Origin of the sequence: Roseovarius nubinhibens ISM, from assembly GCF_000152625.1 — a bacterium.
GTDB classification, from domain to species: domain Bacteria; phylum Pseudomonadota; class Alphaproteobacteria; order Rhodobacterales; family Rhodobacteraceae; genus Roseovarius; species Roseovarius nubinhibens.
In genome coordinates this window covers 2,121,134-2,137,106 of the sequence record NZ_CH724156.1, presented here as the reverse complement: position 1 = coordinate 2,137,106, position 15,973 = coordinate 2,121,134, and the positions used below count along the sequence as shown (strand labels likewise).

Below are 15,973 nucleotides of genomic sequence, written 5' to 3'. Positions count from 1 at the left end.
GTTTCGCGGCAGAGGTCAAGCCGTTGCCCCGCTGGTCAAAATTAGGGCAAGCCACCGGGGGTGACCATCGCGATATCGCGCCCGTTGGGAGGAATACCCAAGCAAAGTCAAATATTTAAGCGCTCAATTCGCTCCTGCACATCAATTAATCAAAAACGTTTTTTGACCGCATTTATAAGATGTGCATATAGACATATCGAAAGTTTAATAAGGCTGGCACCATTATTTCTATGACCAGACCGCGTGAAATTTATAGTTATGACCTCAATCATAATGAATCACAGGGAAGTTCAACCATGTTTACGCGCCTCTTCGCGACTGCGGCCATCACGGCCGCGATGATCACCGGGCCAGCGCTCGCCAAGGACAGCTATACCGTTGCCCTCGACGGGACTTTCGCCCCCCATGCCATGCCCAAGCTCGACGGCGGGATCGAAGGCTTTAACGTCGATCTGGCCAATGAAATCGGCAAACGTCTCGGTGCCGAGATGAATATCGTCGCCACGCAATTCTCGGGCATCCTGCCGGGGCTGCAGGCCGGCACCTATGATTTCGTCGTGGCCCCCACCACGATCACCGAGGAGCGCGCCAACAACCTGCTCTTCTCCGAGGGCTATCTGAACACCGACTTTCAGTTCGTGGTCAAAGCCGGCACCCCTGAGATCACCGATCTCAAGGAGTTCAATGGCAAGGTCATCGCCGTGAACAAGGGCTCGGCCTATGACAGCTGGGCGCGCGAGCTGGCCGATGAAATCGGCTGGACCGTGGAAAGCTTTGGCAGCAACACCGACGCCGTCCAAGCCGTCATCTCGGGCCGCGCCTTTGCCAATGTCGCGGGCAACACCGTGTCGGCCTGGGCCGCCAAGAAGAACCCCAATATCGAGACCAGCTTTCTCTATTCCACCGGCAAGGTCTGGGGGATGCCCTTCCGCAAGGAAGACACCGAACTGCGCGATACGGTCGAAAACGTGATCGAATGCATGAAGATCGACGGCACGATCGCGGCCATGCATGAGAAATGGTTCGGCATGCCCCCCGCCGAAGGCTCGGTCGCGCTGACGCCGCTGCCCGGCCATGGCCAGCCCGGTTTCGATGGCTATGCCGAGGATGGGCACACCCCCAGCTGTTAACCTCTCTCTCCCCGAGACTTGGCTTCGCCGCCCAGTGCGGCGGAGCCCTTTTCCGCCCCGTTACCGCCCCGTCCGAACACAGCCGAAAGACCTGCCCTCATGAACGCCCCCACGCAACGCCCCTCGCTCGAGGTTCGCGGCCTGCACAAGCATTTCGGAACTTTTCACGCGCTGAAGGGCGTCGATATCAGCGTCGAACATAGCGAGCTGGTCTTTGTGCTCGGGCCGTCCGGATCAGGCAAATCCACCATGCTGCGCTGCTGTAACCGGCTCGAAGAGCCGGACGCGGGCGACATCTTTCTCGAAGGCGATCCGGTCACCGGCAAAGGCGTCGATCTCAATGCCATACGCCAGCGTATTGGAATGGTGTTTCAATCCTTCAACCTCTACCCGCATCTCTCGGCGCGCCGCAACGTGACACTGGCCCTGCGCAAGGTGCTCGGCCAGTCGCGCGACGAGGCGGATGCCCGCGCCATGGCGGCGCTCGAACAGGTGGGGCTCGCCGATAAATCCGAAAACCTGCCCGCCGCCCTGTCCGGCGGTCAGCAACAGCGCGTCGCCATCGCCCGCGCCCTCGCGCTCGAGCCGCAGGTGATGCTCTTTGACGAACCGACCTCGGCGCTCGACCCCGAGCTTGTGGGCGATGTGCTCGCCGTGATGCGCGAGTTGAAAGAGACCGGCATGACCATGCTGGTCGTTAGCCATGAAATGCAATTCGCCCGCGAGGCCGCCGACCGCGTCATTATCATGGATGACGGGCAGATCGTCGAACAGGGCAGCCCCGAGCGGATTTTCGAGAACCCGAACCACGCCCGCACGCGCAGCTTCCTGTCCCGCGTCACCGGGGGCGCCTGAGATGGAAACAGAGGCGCTCAGCGGGCTCGAACGCTTTGCCCAGACCTTTCTCAACTGGGAGGTGCTGGTCAAATACGCCCCGTCGATCCTCGCCGGGGTCGGGGTCACCGTCTGGCTGTCGGTGCTGATCATCCTCGTCGGCATGACGCTCGGCACGCTTCTGGCCTGCCTGCGGGCGTACCGCGTCGGGCCGCTCTCCTTTCTCATCGTGGTCTTTGCCGATGTGTTCCGTGCCCTACCGCCTCTGGTGGTGATCCTTCTGGTCTTTTTCGGCCTGCCCAATGCGGGCATATACCTGTCGGCCTTCATGGTGCTCTTTGTGGTGCTGACGCTGATCCTCGCGGCCTTTGCCGAGGAAATCCTCTGGGCGGGCATCACCTCGGTCGACAAGGGCCAGTGGGAGGCCGCGCGCTCGACCGGGCTCGGCTTTACCCAGACGCTCGGCTATGTGATCTTGCCGCAGGCGATGCGCCTTGCGATCCCGCCGCTCACCAACCGTGCCATCGCCATCACCAAGATGACCGCCCTCGGCACGGTGATCGGGGTGCCCGACATTCTCAATCAGGCCACCACAGCTCAGAGCTTTTCCGGCAACGCCTCGCCCCTCCTGCTGGCGGCGCTGGCCTATGTGCTGCTTTTCCTGCCCTTCGTGATCATGTCGCGCTGGCTCGAACGGCGCTACTCGTGGAAGAAGGCGTGATCCGATGGACCAGTTGATCGAACAATTCTTCAATATCGAGATCATGATCGCCGCCTGGCCCACGATCCTGCGCGGGCTCTGGATGACGCTGGCGATCTGTGCCGTGGTCATTCCCATGGGGCTTTTGGGTGGGCTCTTTGCGGCGCTCGGCATGCTGAGCCAGAACCGTGCGCTGCGCTGGGCGACGGTGGGGTTTGTCGACTTTTTCCGCGCGATCCCGCCGCTCGTGCTGCTGATCTTTGTCTACTCCGGCCTGCCCTTTGCCGGGCTGCGCCTGTCGCCCTTTGCCGCCGTGGCGATTGCCTTCTTGCTCAACAACTCGGCCTATTACGGCGAGATCTTTCGCGCCGGCATCGGCTCGGTCGGCACGGGTCAGACCGAGGCCGCGCGCTCCACCGGGCTCGGCGCGTCCCAGACCATGGCCTATGTCGTGCTGCCGCAGGCGGTGCGCAACGTGCTGCCCGATCTCATCTCCAACACGATCGAAGTGGTCAAGCTCACCTCGCTCGCCTCTGTCGTGTCGCTGGCCGAGATGCTCTATGCCGCCGATATGGCGCGCTCGGTCACTTATAGCGCCTCTCCGCTCGTGCTCGCGGCAGGCATTTACCTCGTCATTTTGTGGCCCCTCGTCCGGCTTGTCAGCCGGTTCGAACGCCGCATCGCTCATTAGACCAGTTGAAGGAAGGAAACGCAGATGCGTGAGATTGTCATTGGCGGCGCCCAGATGGGCCCTATTCAGAAGGCCGACACGCGCGAGGAGGTGGTCGACCGGATGATCGCCCTGTTACAGCAGGCCAAAGGGGCGGGCTGTGATCTTGTGGTGTTTCCCGAACTCTGCCTGACCACGTTTTTTCCGCGCTGGTACATGGAAGATCAGGCCGAGGTCGACCAATGGTTCGAACGCGAAATGCCCAATGCCGCCACCGCGCCGCTCTTTGCCGCCGCCCGCGAGGCACAGATTGCGATCTCTTTCGGCTATGCCGAGCTGACACCCGAGGGGCGCCATTTCAACACCTCGATCCTCACCGACCGCGACGGCAACATCGTCGGCAAATACCGCAAGACCCATCTGCCCGGTCATTCCGAATTCGATCATGATCGCGCCTTTCAGCATCTTGAAAAGCGTTATTTCGAACCGGGCGACACCGGCTTTCAGGTGTGGCGCAACATGGATGCGATCATGGGCATGTGCATCTGCAACGACCGGCGCTGGCCCGAGACCTATCGCGTGATGGGGCTGCAAGGGGTCGAGCTGGTGATGCTTGGCTATAACACGCCCTCGGTCAATTCGCAGGATTCGGTCGAAGGGCTGGAAAAGCGGCTCTACCATTCGGAACTGTCGATGACTTCGGCGGCCTATCAAAACGCCACCTGGGTGGTCGGCGTGGCCAAGGCGGGCGACGAGGACGGTCATCCGCTCATGGGGGGCAGCATGATTGTCGATCCCAATGGCTATGTGATGGCCCGGGCCGAAACCGAGGGCGATGAACTGATCGTGCATGCCTGTGACATGGACGCCTGCAGCTTCGGCAAATCGACCATCTTTGATTTCGCGCGCCATCGCCGGATCGAACATTACGGGCTGATCTGCAGTCAGACCGGCGTCGTCTTGCCGGATTGAGCGCCTGACATGCTGGACATCGACCTTGGCAAGCTCGACCCGCGGGACCGCTACAAGCTCTTGTGCGGTGTGGTGATCCCGCGGCCCATTGCCTGGGTCACCACCTGCAACCCAGACGGCTCGACCAATCTCGCGCCCTTTTCATTCTTCAATGTTTTCGGCGCCGATCCGGCCACCGTGATCCTCGGGCTTGAACATCACGCGGATGGCACGCCCAAGGACACCACCCGCAATATTGAACGCACGGGCGAGTTCGTGGTCCATATGCTGACCCCCGATCTCAACGCTGTCATGGTCGACAGCGCTGCCAGATACGCGCCGGGGGCGAGCGAGACCGAGGCGCTTGGCCTCGCCACGCAGCCCTCCAAAATGGTCGCGCCGCCCCGGCTTGCCCTTGCGCCCGTGGCGCTCGAATGCCGCAAGACCGTCGGATTGTCGCTTAGCCCCGAGCGCTGCATTCTCGTCGGCGAGGCGCTGGCGATCAGCGCGCGTGACGGGCTCATCGATCTTGACACCTGCTATGTAAACTGGGGCGAGACCCTGCCCACCGCGCGGCTCTTTGCCGACCGCTATGCGCGGCTGGTGGAAAGTGATCGCCTGACCATTCCGGCCCCTTTGGCCGAGAGCTCAACGAGGACAGAATGACCAATCGTTTCGACCGCCACGCCCAGGGCGTCTATATCATCGCCGCCACCCCCTTTGCCGAGGATGGCAGTCTCGACCTCGAGAGCACCGACCGGATGGTCGATTTCTATCTCGACTGCGGTGTCACGGGCATGACAATTCTCGGCATCATGGGCGAGGCCCCCAAGCTCTCGGGCGAGGAATCCGCCCAATTTGCAACCCGTGTGCTGGATCGCGTAGCGGGCCGCGTGCCGGTGATCGTGGGCGTCTCCGGGGCCGGGCTCGACCCGATGAAGGCGCTGACCGACCGGGTGATGGCGGCCGGTGCCGCGGGCGTCATGGTCGCCCCGATGCCGAGCCTGCAAACCGATGCCCAGCAGAAGAAGTATTTCGCGCAGGTCTGCCAGACGCTCGGCCCCGATGTGCCGATCTGCCTGCAGGATTATCCGATGACCACCAAGGTCAATTTCTCGACCGAGACCCTGCTCGACATCTTCCGCGACAATCCGCAGATCATCATGCTCAAACATGAGGACTGGCCGGGGCTGAACAAGCTCGACCGGATGCGCGCCGAGACCGGCTCCGATCAGATCGACCGGATCTCGATCCTCGTCGGCAATGCGGCCCTCTTCTTGCCGCAGGAATTGCAGCGCGGCGCCGATGGGGCGATGACGGGCTTTGCCTATCCCGAGATGCTGGTCGAGGTGGTGCGCCGTCATCAGGCGGGCGATGTGGACGGGGCCGAAGACCTCTTTGACGCCTATCTGCCGATGGTCCGCTACGAACAACAGCTCGGGCTCGGCCTCGCCATTCGCAAGGAAATCTTGCACCGGCGCGGCGTTCTCGCCTCGCCCAAGGTCCGCGCCCCCGGCCCCGTGATGAGCGCCGCCGACCATGCCGATCTCACCCGCCTCATGGCGCGGCTTGACCAAAAGCTCGCCGCGCTCGACACTTGACCCCGCGCCCCTCAGAAAGCCGAACCATGCCCGACACCCGCCCCGGCCCGATCCTCGTCATCAACCCGAACTCCAACACCCATGTGACCGACGGGCTCGTCGATGCGCTGGCCCCCTTTGCCACGCCGCACGGGCCCGAGATCGAATGTCTGACCCTCGCGGAAGGGCCATTCGGCATCCAGAGCCAGATCGACAGCGACAGCGTGATCCTGCCGCTCACCCGGCTGGTGCAGTCGCGCCCCGATGCCTCGGCCCATGTCATCGCCTGCTATTCCGATCCCGGGCTCGACGCCTGCCGCTCGATCAGCCCGGTGCCGGTCTTTGGCATCCAGGACGCGGGCGTGCTCACCGCCATGGCGCGGGCCGATCTCTTTGGGGTGATCGCGGTGGCCGAGCCCTCCATCGCGCGGCACCGGCGGACCATGGCGCGGATGGGCGTTCTGGGGCGGCTGGTGGGCGAAATTCCCCTCAACATGAGCGTCGATGAAACGGCACGCGGCGCGGGCACCTTTGACCGGCTGGTCGAGACGGGCGGCGCGCTGCGCGACCGGGGCGCGGGCGCGATCCTGCTGGGCTGTGCCGGGATGGCGCGGCATCGCAAGCCCCTCGAAGAGGCGCTGGGCGTCGTGGTGATCGACCCGGTGCAGGCGGCGACAGCCATGGCGCTTGGCACTGTGTTGGCGGCCAATATATGAAAATTTCGCGCAAAAATGACCTGTCGCTTCGCCTGCTCGAGGTCTTTGGCGCGATGATGACCCATCAGACCACGGTGCAGGCGGCCGAGGATCTGGGGATTTCACAGCCTGCCGTGTCCCTGGCGATCCGGCAGCTCGAGGAACAGCTTGGGTTTCAGCTCTTCGAACGGCGCAACCGGCGGCTTGTGCCCACGCAAGAGGCGCGCATTCTCTTCACCGAGATCGAGCCGATTTTCCTCAACCTGCGCAGTCTCGAGACCCGCGTGCGCGACCTGCGCGAAGGCCGGTCAGGCGTGCTGCGGGTGCTTGCCACCCCGCCGCTTGGTCATTCGGTCATGCCGCTGGCGCTCAAGAGATTTCTCAAGACACGTCAAGGCGTTAGCGTTCAGTTCGACATCCGCCGGATGGAGAATGTGATCGAGGCGGTCGAGGCGGGCACGGTGGATTTCGCCTTTTTGCTGGGGATGCAATCGCATCCGGGCATTGATGTCACGGTGATGAAAGTGACGCCGATGGTGGCGCTTTTGGCCAAGGATCACCCGCTGGCGACCAAGCCCTTTGTCACGGCGGGCGACTGCGCCGAGCATGGGCATATGGGGCTCGGGCTCGACCGGGGGTCGCGGCTCGGCGTGCTGCTGCGGCAGGCGTTCGAGGCGGCCAATGCGCCCTATCGTCCGGCGGTCGAAGTGCGCTATTGCCATTCGGCGGCGGTGCTCGCCAATGCCGGGCTTGGGATCGCCATCGTCGACAGCTATACCCCTGCAATGATTGCGAAAATGGACCTCGTGGTGAAACCGTTCACGCCGTCGATCCAGATGAATGCCTGCCTGTTGACGCGTAAGGACACGGCGCTGCCGCGGCTGGCGTCGGATTTCGTCAAGGAAGTGTCACAGGTGATGGACGAACATGAGAGCCAGCCCGCAGGGGTGCCGCTGGGTTAGACAGCCGCGCCCATCGCGCCAAGGTAGCTTGCCAGATTGTCGCCCAGCGCGGGCTGCATATAGCCGCCTTCCTGGACGTTGAGCACCGGCAGGCCGAGGCTGGCAATGGCGCGGGCGATCTCGGCGAACCCGTCGGTTGTGACTTTAAGCCCTTGAAAAGGATCGCCTTCATGGGCATCGAGCCCCAGCGCCACAACGATGACCGAGGCCCCGAACGCGTCGATATGGGCCAAGGCGCGGTCGAGCGTGGCGAGGTAGTCGGCATCGCCCTGGCCGCGGGCCAGCGGCAGGTTGAGATTGAAGCCCGCGCCGCGGCCTTGGCCGGTCTCGCAGGCGGCGCCGGCGAAGAAGGGGTAGAACTGGGCGGGATCGACATGGAGAGAGACGGTCAGCACGTCGTCGCGGTCGTAGAAAATGCCTTGGGTGCCATTGCCGTGGTGGACGTCGATATCGAGGATCGCGGGGCGGTGACCGGCTTGGCGCAGCTGTTCGGCGGCGATGCCGGAATTGTTGAGAAAGCAAAAGCCGCCCGCCAGCTCGGCATAGGCGTGATGGCCCGAGGGACGGCACAGCGCATAGGCGGTTTTATCCCCCAAAAGCAACGTCTTGGCCCCGGTCACAGCGGTCTGGGCGGACCAGTAGATCGCCTCCCAGGATTGGGCCGAGATCGGGCAGGAGGTGTCGGCATTGTGAAAGGCCATCAGGGCCTCGGTGTCATAGGAGTAATTCATGCTGCGGTCCGGGCAGGTGCGGCTTGGCACGACCTCGGGCAGATCGCCCACGAGGGCCGAGCGGCGGGCATGAATCGTCCGCAAAAAGTCGATATAGCGCGGCGTATGCAGCGCAGAAATCGGAGCGATTCCATGGTCTTGCGCCGAGGTGAGGGCATAGCCCGCCCGCCCTACACCATCGAGCAGAACATCGACACGCGCCGGGCGATCGGGGTTTTCGATGATCTTGCCATCGAGCAGGCGGAACTGCGGATCGTGGCGGCGTTGGCGGTCGTCGAAAATGGCTTTCATCGGGCTGTCCTGTCGTGTCGGTACTACGTCGGTATTTCGACGGTAACGCGACTGTGGCGATATTGGCGGCATTGGCAAGACCCGCAGCCCGAGTTTCCGGCAGTGCGCGCCCCCGAAAACCGCATCATGTATTTTTTGTGTCGACTCAATTTCGACCATATGTATATTGGATACATCTGCCGCGCCCGGAGAAGGTGACGCGGACAGCCCAACAGAGGAGACGACCATGAACTTCACCCTGAAAACCCTTGCCGCCGCCGGTGCGCTGGCGCTGATCGGGTCGGCGTCGCTGGCCCAGGATGTGACCTGGCGCGTGCCGACCTCGGTGCCCGAAGGCTCGCCCTTCTATGTTAATTTCCTGGAACGCTTTGCCGACAACGTGACGCTGATGACCGATGGCGCGGTCGAGGTGCAGCCCTTTGGCGCCGGTATCCTCGTGCCCGCGCTGCAGGTCTATGACGGGGTCAAGGACGGCATCGTCGAGGCCGGCCATTCGACGCCGAGCTATCTGGTCAACCAGAATCCGGTCAACGCGATCTTTGCAGGCTTTCCCGGCGGCATGGGCCCCGAGGCCTATGTGACCTGGATCTATGAGGCGGGCGGTCAAGAGAAGCTGTCGGAGCTGCGCGCGCAAGAGGGGCTCAAGTCGCTGATCGTCGGCATCGGCTCGTCCGAGATCATGGCGCATAGCAACAAGGAAATCCGCAGCACCGAGGACCTCAAGGGTCTCAAGTACCGGACCTCTGGCCCCTGGGCCGAAGTGATGCGCGACTATTTCGGCGCGGTGCCGACCGTGGTGCCCCCCGGAGAAATCTATACGCTGCTCGAGCGTCGCGGCGTCGATGCCATCGAATGGGCCCCGCCCTCGGCCAACCTGCCCGAAGGGTTCCACGAAGCGGCCCCCTATATCATCACGCCGGGCATCCATCAGCCCACCTTCCTGTGGGAAGTCGTTCTCAAGCAGGAAACCTGGGACGCGCTCGACGAGGCGCTCAAGCCCAAGATCGAAGCGGCGGCCGAGTTGACCACGCTGCAGGCCCTTCTCAACTTCTATGACAAGGACATGAAGGCGATGGAGACCTTTGCCGGGAGCAAGGCCGAGGTGATCGAGCTGGATCAATCGGTGCAGGACGAGCTCTCTGCCGCGGGCGTCGACTGGATCAAGAAGAAAGCCGCCGAAGATGCTGGTATGGCCGCCATTCTCGACGAATATCTCGCCTATAAGGATCGTTGGGCCGCGCAGAGCGGGTATCTGATCCGCAACGGCCACTGATCCAGCAAGGGAGGCAGAGGGATGCAGATGATCCTCAAACTCGTCGACCGGATATCCAGCCTGCTGGATTATGCGGCACAGGCCATGGTGCTCATCCTGATTGCCTCGATGCTCTATGAAGTTGCGGCGCGCTATCTGTTTGGCGCGCCGACCCTCTGGGCCTTTGACATCGCCTATATGAGCACCGGCACGCTGTTCATTCTGGGCTGTGCCCAGACGCTGCGCGAAGATGCCCATGTGCGTGTCGATCTTTTGTCGTCGCGGATGCCGGCGCGGCTGCGCGACATGATCGACGGGGTGGCATTTTTGCTGGTGCTGGCGCCGATCATGGGCTGGCTCAGCAAGATCGCGGGCGAGCGGGCGCTGCGCGCCTATGTCCATGGCGAGGTCGAACATGTGAGCCCTTGGGCGCCGCTGATGTGGCCGTTCTATACGGTGCTGGCGCTGGGCATGGCGGGGCTGACGCTGCAGCTCGCGGCGGAAGGCTGGCGCGCCTTTGCGGGGCAGCGCAAGCCGCCCGCCCCGCATGACGCGCCGCCGCTCGACCTGCCCAAATTCGACACCGCCACATCCCCCAAATCCGAGGCCTGACCCATGGAAATCGCAGCATTGATGTTCCCGGCGCTATTCGCGCTGATCCTTCTGGGCCTGCCCATCGCTTTTTCGCTGGCCATCGTGGCCGTGGGCGCGGCGATCACGGCCTTTGGGCCGGTGGCCTTTAACCAGCTCTATGGCTCATTCTACACCGCCTCGACCAATTTCATCCTGTCGGCGATTCCGATGTTCATCCTGATGGGCGCGCTGCTCGAACGCTCGGGGATTGCCGAGCGTCTTTACCGGGTGATGAACATGTGGCTTGGCCGTCTGCCCGGCGGGCTGGCGATTGCGACGATTGCCATGGGCGCGGTATTTGCCGCCGCCGCCGGTGTGGTCGGCGCGGTCGAGGTGATGATCGGCATGATGGCCATTCCGGCCATGCAGAAGGCGCGCTATGACAATGTGCTCATCGCCGGGACGATCTGTGCCGGTGGCTCGCTCGGGACGATGATCCCGCCCTCGGTGATCGCGGTGATGTATGCCTCGCTCGCGCAGATGTCGGTGGGCAAGCTGCTGGCGGGGATGATGCTGCCGGGGCTTTTGATGGTGGTGCTGTTCCTTGCCTATATCTTTGTGCATGGGCTGTTGCGTCCGGTGCCTCTGGCGCCTGAGACGCGTGACGAATGCGACCGCCCGCTTGGCGAAAAGCTCTGGATCACGGCGCAGGTGATGGTGCCGGTCTTTGGCCTGATCTTCGCGGTGCTCGGCTCGATCCTGGCTGGGATCGCCTCGCCCACCGAGGCGGCGGCGGTGGGGGCGGCCGGGGCGCTGTTGCTCACCCTCGCCAATGGGCGGTTTTCGCTGCCGATGCTCGGCGCGTCGCTGCAGGTGACGGTGCGGATCTCGGCGATGATCCTGCTCATCGTGGCGGCGGGGACGATGTTCATGAGCAGCTTTGCCGCCAATGGCGGGGCGCGGATGATCCGCGATTTCATCGAGAGCGCGGGGCTCGGCACGGCGCAGATGCTGATGTTCTTTCTGCTGGTGGTGTTCGTGCTGGGCTTTGTCCTCGACTGGACGGCGAATGTGCTCATCTGTGTGCCGCTCTTCACCCCGTTCATCCGCGAGGCCGGGGTCGATCCGATCTGGTTCGCGACGATGGTGCTGGTGGTGATCCAGACCGGCTATCTCACGCCGCCGATGGCGTCGTCGATCTTCTACCTCAAATCCATCGCGCCGCCGGACATGACCTATGGCCAGATGTGCCGCGGCGTGCTGCCCTTTATCGCGATGCAGGTGTTCACGCTGATCCTCATCGCGCTCTTCCCGGCGCTGGTGACCTGGCTGCCAGAGCGGATCGTCGGGTTCTGATCCCAGGCTTGGGCGGGGTCGCCTCGCCCAGGTTGCGTCTTCTCGCGGCTTGTCATCGGGCCTGGGCCGCGCCTATGTCATGGCTGTTTACCGGAGGGTGTTTCATGTGTTCCAAACCCGTCACCAAGGCCAAGCTCCGCAAGCGCGGGTCGGGGGCGCAGACGGTCTATGAGGTGCTGCGCGACGAGATCATCGAGCTCACCCGTGCGCCGGGCAGCCCGATTGACGAGGCGCAGCTGGCCGAGCGGCTGTCGATGTCGCGCACGCCCATTCGCGAGGCGCTGGTGCGGCTGGCGGGCGAAGGGCTCGTCACCGCCTTGCCGAACCGGACGGCGGTGGTGGCCAATATCGATTTCCTCAACCTGCACACGTTTTTCGACACGATCACGCTCATGTACCGGGTCACCGCGCGGCTCGCGGCGCAGTATCATCAGCCCGAGGATCTCGATCCCATCCGGCAATGGCAGGCGCGGTTCGTGCAGGCGGTGACCGAGCAGGATGCGCTGGCGATGATCGCCACCAACCGCGAGCTGCACGCGGCCATCGCGGCGGCGGGGCGCAACCATTATTTCGAAGGGCTGTGCCTGCGGGTGCTCGACGAGGGGCGGCGGCTGTTGCGGCTTTATTATTCCTCCTTCGAGGACCGGTTGCCGCAGGCCTATGCCACCGAACATGAAGAGATCATCGCCGCCATCGAGGCCCGCGATGTGGAGCTCGCCGATCGGCTGGCGTCCGATCATGCCGATCAGATCGTGGCGCAGATCCGCGGGCTCATTGCCCGCGACCGGCGGCAGAAGATGGTGCTCTGACGGAGACCCCTGGGGCCTGCGTCACGCACTTATCTGGTCGGCGCGTATTTCACCGTGATTTCCAGCAGAACAGGCGCGTTGCGTGGCAGGCGGGTGACGCCGAGGACTGAACGCGCATGGCGGCCGGCGTCGCCATAGGCTTCGATGAAGATCTCGGAGGCGGCGTCGGCCACCTCTGAGATGTGATCGAACTCGGGCGTCACCGCGACAAAGACATCGACGCGCAGGATCTTTTCGATCCGCTCACCGGGACCCAAGTGTTTGCCCAGCCAGGCGATGCCCTGATGGGCGGCGAGGCGGGCGCTGTCCTTGGCGGTCTCAACATCGATCGTGTCGCCGCAGCGGCCCGCGGCATGGATCTCGGTGGCGCTGATCTTGGCGATCTGGCCCGCGAGAAAGATCATGTCATCGGTGCGGGTCGCCAGCTCATAGGCATAGGTGGTGCCATAGGCGGGGGCCGTGTTCTCTGCGAGGCTCATGCGCGGGTTTCCTCCTTGTGACCCCGGCCGAGGGCGATCTGCAGGGCGTAAATCCCCGCCAGAATCCCGAGCCCCGCCACGGTCGACCAGATGTTGGGATGGATCATCAGCACCGCCACCGCGAACATGCCCGCCCGCAGCGGTATGGCCAGCCGTGACCGGCCGAACCAGCCGACGATCACCGAGGACATGCAAAAGAGCGCCACGCCCGATCTCAGGAACGTATAGGCGAGATCCGGCGTCCATTGCGGATAGAGCAGCGACAGGTCGAGCACGAAGAGGAAGGGGATGATGTAGATCGGCAGGCCGATGGCAAAGGCGGCCCAGCCGACGCGCGAGGCGCTTTCGCCCGCGATCGGGGCCGCCGCATAGGCCGCCACCGCCAGCGGCGGGGTGATCTGGCCCAGGACCGCGAAGTAGAAGACGAACATATGCGCGGCCAGCGGGTCTGCGCCGAGCTTGATCAGCGCGGGCGCGACCAGCGTCGCCTGAATGATATAGGCGGCCGTGGTCGGCATCCCCATGCCAAAGATGAAAGCCGCGAGCATTGCCAGCACCAGCGCCACGTTGAGCGAACCGCCGGAGAAATCGGTGACCAGCGCGCTGAACCGAAAGCCGAGGCCCGAGATCTGCACGATGCCGACAATGATCCCGGCCGAGGCACAGGCGGCGGCCACGACCACCGCGCCCTCGACGCCGGAGCGGACACCGGCGCTCAGCTGATCCGCCGAGATAAAGGTCGAGCGGCGCAGGAAGGGCGTCGCAAGCGCCGCGAGCAGGCCGAAGAAGGCGGCATAGCTCGGGGTGAAGCCCTGCAGCATCAGCACCACCAGCACCGCCACCGGCAGCAGGAAGGTCCAGCCGCCCGCGAGGATGCGCCGGGTCGACCCGGCCTCGGCGCGGGGCAGCGGCGCGAGATTGTGGCGCAGCGCCATGAGATGCACGCTGATCAGCAGCGAGCCGAAGAAGAGCAGCGCCGGCAGCGAGGCGGCGAGCACCACCTCGACATATTCGATGCCGAGTATCGCCGCCATGAGAAAGGCCGCGGCCCCCATGATCGGCGGGGTGATCTGGCCACCGGTCGAGGCGATGGCCTCGATTGCGCCAGCAAAGCGGGCGGGATAGCCGAGGTTCTTCATCATCGGGATGGTGAGCGATCCGGTGGTCGCGACATTGGCCACCGAGCTGCCCGACATCATGCCCATGAGCCCGCTCGCCACGACGGCGATCTTGGCCGGGCCACCGCGGCTCGTGCCGGTCACGGCGCGGGTCATGGCGATGAAGAAGTCGCCGCCGCCCGCCACTTGCAGCACCGCGCCGAACATGACGAAGAGAAAGATATATTCCGCCGACACGCCGAGCGCGGTGCCAAAGATGCCTTCAAAGCTGAAATACATCTGGTCGACGAATTCGCTCAGGTCGACGCCGCCATGGGCCAGCGGGCGCAGCACATCCACAAAACGCAGATAGGGCCCGACAAAGGCATAGGCGATAAAGATCAGGCACAGCACCGGGATCATGACCCCAAGGCTGCGGCGGGTGATTTCGAGGGCCACGAAGACGGTGCCGAGGGCCACGAAAATCTCGAACGGGCTGGCGGTCAGCGTCCAGGGCGGGCGCACCACGATATCGGGGGCAAAGACCACCGCATAGCCGATGCTGACCACGGACAACGCCGCCAGCGCGATATCGGCCATCCGGCCCAGCGCAGTGCGCGCCAGCGGAAAGAGCAGGATCACGATTAGCGCCGCAAAGAGCATATGACCGGCGCGCAGCACGAGATTGGGCGCGAGCCAGAGCGGCGAGGCGGCCAGCAGGTGAAATCCCAGCATAAGCAGCGCGAGACCGGAAATCATCCGGTCCCGCGTCACCACGCCAGCAGTTTGGCGCAGGCTTGTCATTCGGCGAGCTCGGAGCTCGCGTCATAGGCGATGCCCTGGGCGTCGTAGAATGCCTTGGCGCCCGGATGCAGCGGCACGACCATGCCCTTGCCCGCGGTCTCGGCCGAGAGGTTGCCCAAGAGCGCATGGGTCGCCTTGAACTCTTCGAGATTGTCCCAGATCGCCTTGGTGATGTTCTGGGCCAGCTCGTCCGACATCTTGTCCGAGGCAAAGAGGATCGTGTTGGTGCCGACGGTATTGGCCGCCTCTGCCTGACCTTCAAAGAGACCGGCGGGCAGGGTCACCCGTTCAAAGCCGCCCGAGCTTGCGAGGAATTTCTCGAGCACGGCATCGTCGAAGGAGAGGGCGCGCATCGGGCGCACGGTTTCGTTCTGGCGCACGGTGGGGTGCGGCCAGAGCGACAGCCACATGACCGCGTCCAATTCGCCATTGCGCAGGGCGTTGTGGGATTCCGACCAGCTCAGCTTGTTCATCTTGCCGCCGTCGCTTTCGATATCCTCCATGGTCATGCCAGCCGCGGCCAGCAGACGCTCGAACGCGAGCCAGGAGGTCTGACCCGGCTGACCGGCGCTGACCTGTTTGCCGCGCAGATCCTGGATCGAGCGAATGTCGGAATTGCCATCGACCCAGATTTGCACCGCGCTTTGCATGATGGTCATCAACCCGCGCACGTTCTTGATCGGGGCTTCGGGCGTGGCCGGGTCGCGGCCATTCCAGGCGTCAAAGGCGTTGCTGGCCGAGGTGATACCGAGATCGGCCTTGCCGCCCGAGACGCGCAGCAGGTTGGGGCCAGAGCCGCCGGGCTGCACGTCGATGATCGCCTCGGGGTAGGATTGGCGCAGCACATTGGCGAGGCCGGTCGCGACGATGTTGAACACGCCGCCCGAGGGGCCGCCGCCGATGGTCAGAAAATCGAGCCCTTGCGCCCGTGTGGCGAGCGGCAGACCGGCGGCGACGGTGGCCACCGAGGCCGACAGGGCGCTCTTGAGGCATTGGCGGCGGGTCAGGAAATGGGTCATATCGATGTCCTTTCATACCCTTGCGGGCGGCTGATCTTGC

The 15,973-nt window shown here is 63.9% G+C and carries 17 protein-coding genes; 13 read left to right on the top strand and 4 right to left on the bottom strand.

Going from position 1 to position 15,973, the window contains the following annotated elements; genetic code table 11:
- The first annotated feature begins 296 nt into the window (after window positions 1-296).
- From ISM_RS10225 to ISM_RS10185, 9 genes are all read left to right on the top strand, one after another.
- On the top strand, window positions 297-1,130 hold the full coding sequence (locus tag ISM_RS10225) for a transporter substrate-binding domain-containing protein (RefSeq protein WP_009814082.1): 834 nt from the start codon (window positions 297-299) through the stop codon (window positions 1,128-1,130).
- 99 nt (window positions 1,131-1,229) lie between these two features.
- Window positions 1,230-1,985, top strand: coding sequence for an amino acid ABC transporter ATP-binding protein (locus ISM_RS10220; protein ID WP_009814081.1), 756 nt, complete (start codon window positions 1,230-1,232; stop codon window positions 1,983-1,985).
- 1 nt (window position 1,986) lies between these two features.
- Window positions 1,987-2,685, top strand: coding sequence for an amino acid ABC transporter permease (locus ISM_RS10215; protein ID WP_009814080.1), 699 nt, complete (start codon window positions 1,987-1,989; stop codon window positions 2,683-2,685).
- 4 nt (window positions 2,686-2,689) lie between these two features.
- Complete coding sequence (locus ISM_RS10210) at window positions 2,690-3,355, top strand: amino acid ABC transporter permease (RefSeq protein WP_009814079.1); 666 nt, start codon at window positions 2,690-2,692, stop codon at window positions 3,353-3,355.
- Window positions 3,356-3,379: 24 nt separating this feature from the next.
- Window positions 3,380-4,306: an N-carbamoyl-D-amino-acid hydrolase gene (locus tag ISM_RS10205; RefSeq protein ID WP_009814078.1), complete on the top strand. Its 927-nt coding sequence runs from the start codon at window positions 3,380-3,382 to the stop codon at window positions 4,304-4,306.
- 9 nt (window positions 4,307-4,315) lie between these two features.
- Complete coding sequence (locus ISM_RS10200) at window positions 4,316-4,951, top strand: flavin reductase family protein (protein ID WP_009814077.1); 636 nt, start codon at window positions 4,316-4,318, stop codon at window positions 4,949-4,951.
- Window positions 4,948-5,886, top strand: coding sequence for a dihydrodipicolinate synthase family protein (locus ISM_RS10195; RefSeq protein ID WP_009814076.1), 939 nt, complete (start codon window positions 4,948-4,950; stop codon window positions 5,884-5,886). The genes ISM_RS10200 and ISM_RS10195 overlap by 4 nt, the downstream gene beginning before the upstream one ends.
- A 26-nt stretch (window positions 5,887-5,912) precedes the next feature.
- Window positions 5,913-6,581, top strand: coding sequence for an aspartate/glutamate racemase family protein (locus ISM_RS10190; protein WP_009814075.1), 669 nt, complete (start codon window positions 5,913-5,915; stop codon window positions 6,579-6,581).
- Complete coding sequence (locus tag ISM_RS10185; protein WP_009814074.1) at window positions 6,578-7,522, top strand: LysR family transcriptional regulator; 945 nt, start codon at window positions 6,578-6,580, stop codon at window positions 7,520-7,522. Before ISM_RS10190 ends, ISM_RS10185 begins: the two co-directional genes overlap by 4 nt.
- On the opposite strand, the gene ISM_RS10180 is transcribed toward ISM_RS10185, so the two are convergent.
- On the bottom strand, window positions 7,519-8,544 hold the full coding sequence (locus ISM_RS10180) for a histone deacetylase family protein (RefSeq protein WP_009814073.1): 1,026 nt from the start codon (window positions 8,542-8,544) through the stop codon (window positions 7,519-7,521). The two genes, ISM_RS10185 and ISM_RS10180, sit on opposite strands and share 4 nt — an antisense overlap.
- 226 nt (window positions 8,545-8,770) lie before the next feature.
- Between ISM_RS10180 and dctP the strand changes: the two genes are divergently transcribed.
- The 4 genes from dctP to ISM_RS10160 all read left to right on the top strand — a co-directional run bounded on the left by dctP (window position 8,771) and on the right by ISM_RS10160 (window position 12,534).
- Window positions 8,771-9,817 (top strand): TRAP transporter substrate-binding protein DctP, encoded by a 1,047-nt coding sequence (gene dctP, locus ISM_RS10175; protein ID WP_009814072.1) that lies wholly within the window; start codon window positions 8,771-8,773, stop codon window positions 9,815-9,817.
- 21 nt (window positions 9,818-9,838) lie between these two features.
- Entirely contained in the window at window positions 9,839-10,408 is a 570-nt protein-coding gene (locus ISM_RS10170) for a TRAP transporter small permease subunit (RefSeq protein WP_009814071.1), read from the top strand.
- Window positions 10,409-10,411: 3 nt separating this feature from the next.
- Window positions 10,412-11,725, top strand: a complete 1,314-nt coding sequence (locus tag ISM_RS10165; RefSeq protein WP_009814070.1) for a TRAP transporter large permease — start codon at window positions 10,412-10,414, stop codon at window positions 11,723-11,725.
- A 104-nt stretch (window positions 11,726-11,829) separates the two neighbouring features.
- Entirely contained in the window at window positions 11,830-12,534 is a 705-nt protein-coding gene (locus tag ISM_RS10160) for a GntR family transcriptional regulator (protein ID WP_009814069.1), read from the top strand.
- Between the two features lie 29 nt (window positions 12,535-12,563).
- Here the strand turns inward: ISM_RS10160 and ISM_RS10155 are convergent, their stop codons facing one another.
- From ISM_RS10155 to ISM_RS10145, 3 genes are read right to left on the bottom strand one after another with little or no spacing between them, the layout of a single operon-like run.
- Window positions 12,564-13,013, bottom strand: coding sequence for a RidA family protein (locus ISM_RS10155; RefSeq protein WP_009814068.1), 450 nt, complete (start codon window positions 13,011-13,013; stop codon window positions 12,564-12,566).
- A complete protein-coding gene (locus tag ISM_RS10150) occupies window positions 13,010-14,914 on the bottom strand; it encodes a TRAP transporter permease (RefSeq protein ID WP_009814067.1) in 1,905 nt (634 codons plus the stop codon). Before ISM_RS10150 ends, ISM_RS10155 begins: the two co-directional genes overlap by 4 nt.
- A complete protein-coding gene (locus tag ISM_RS10145; RefSeq protein ID WP_009814066.1) occupies window positions 14,911-15,933 on the bottom strand; it encodes a TAXI family TRAP transporter solute-binding subunit in 1,023 nt (340 codons plus the stop codon). The genes ISM_RS10150 and ISM_RS10145 overlap by 4 nt, the downstream gene beginning before the upstream one ends.
- Between the last annotated feature and the right edge of the window lie 40 nt (window positions 15,934-15,973).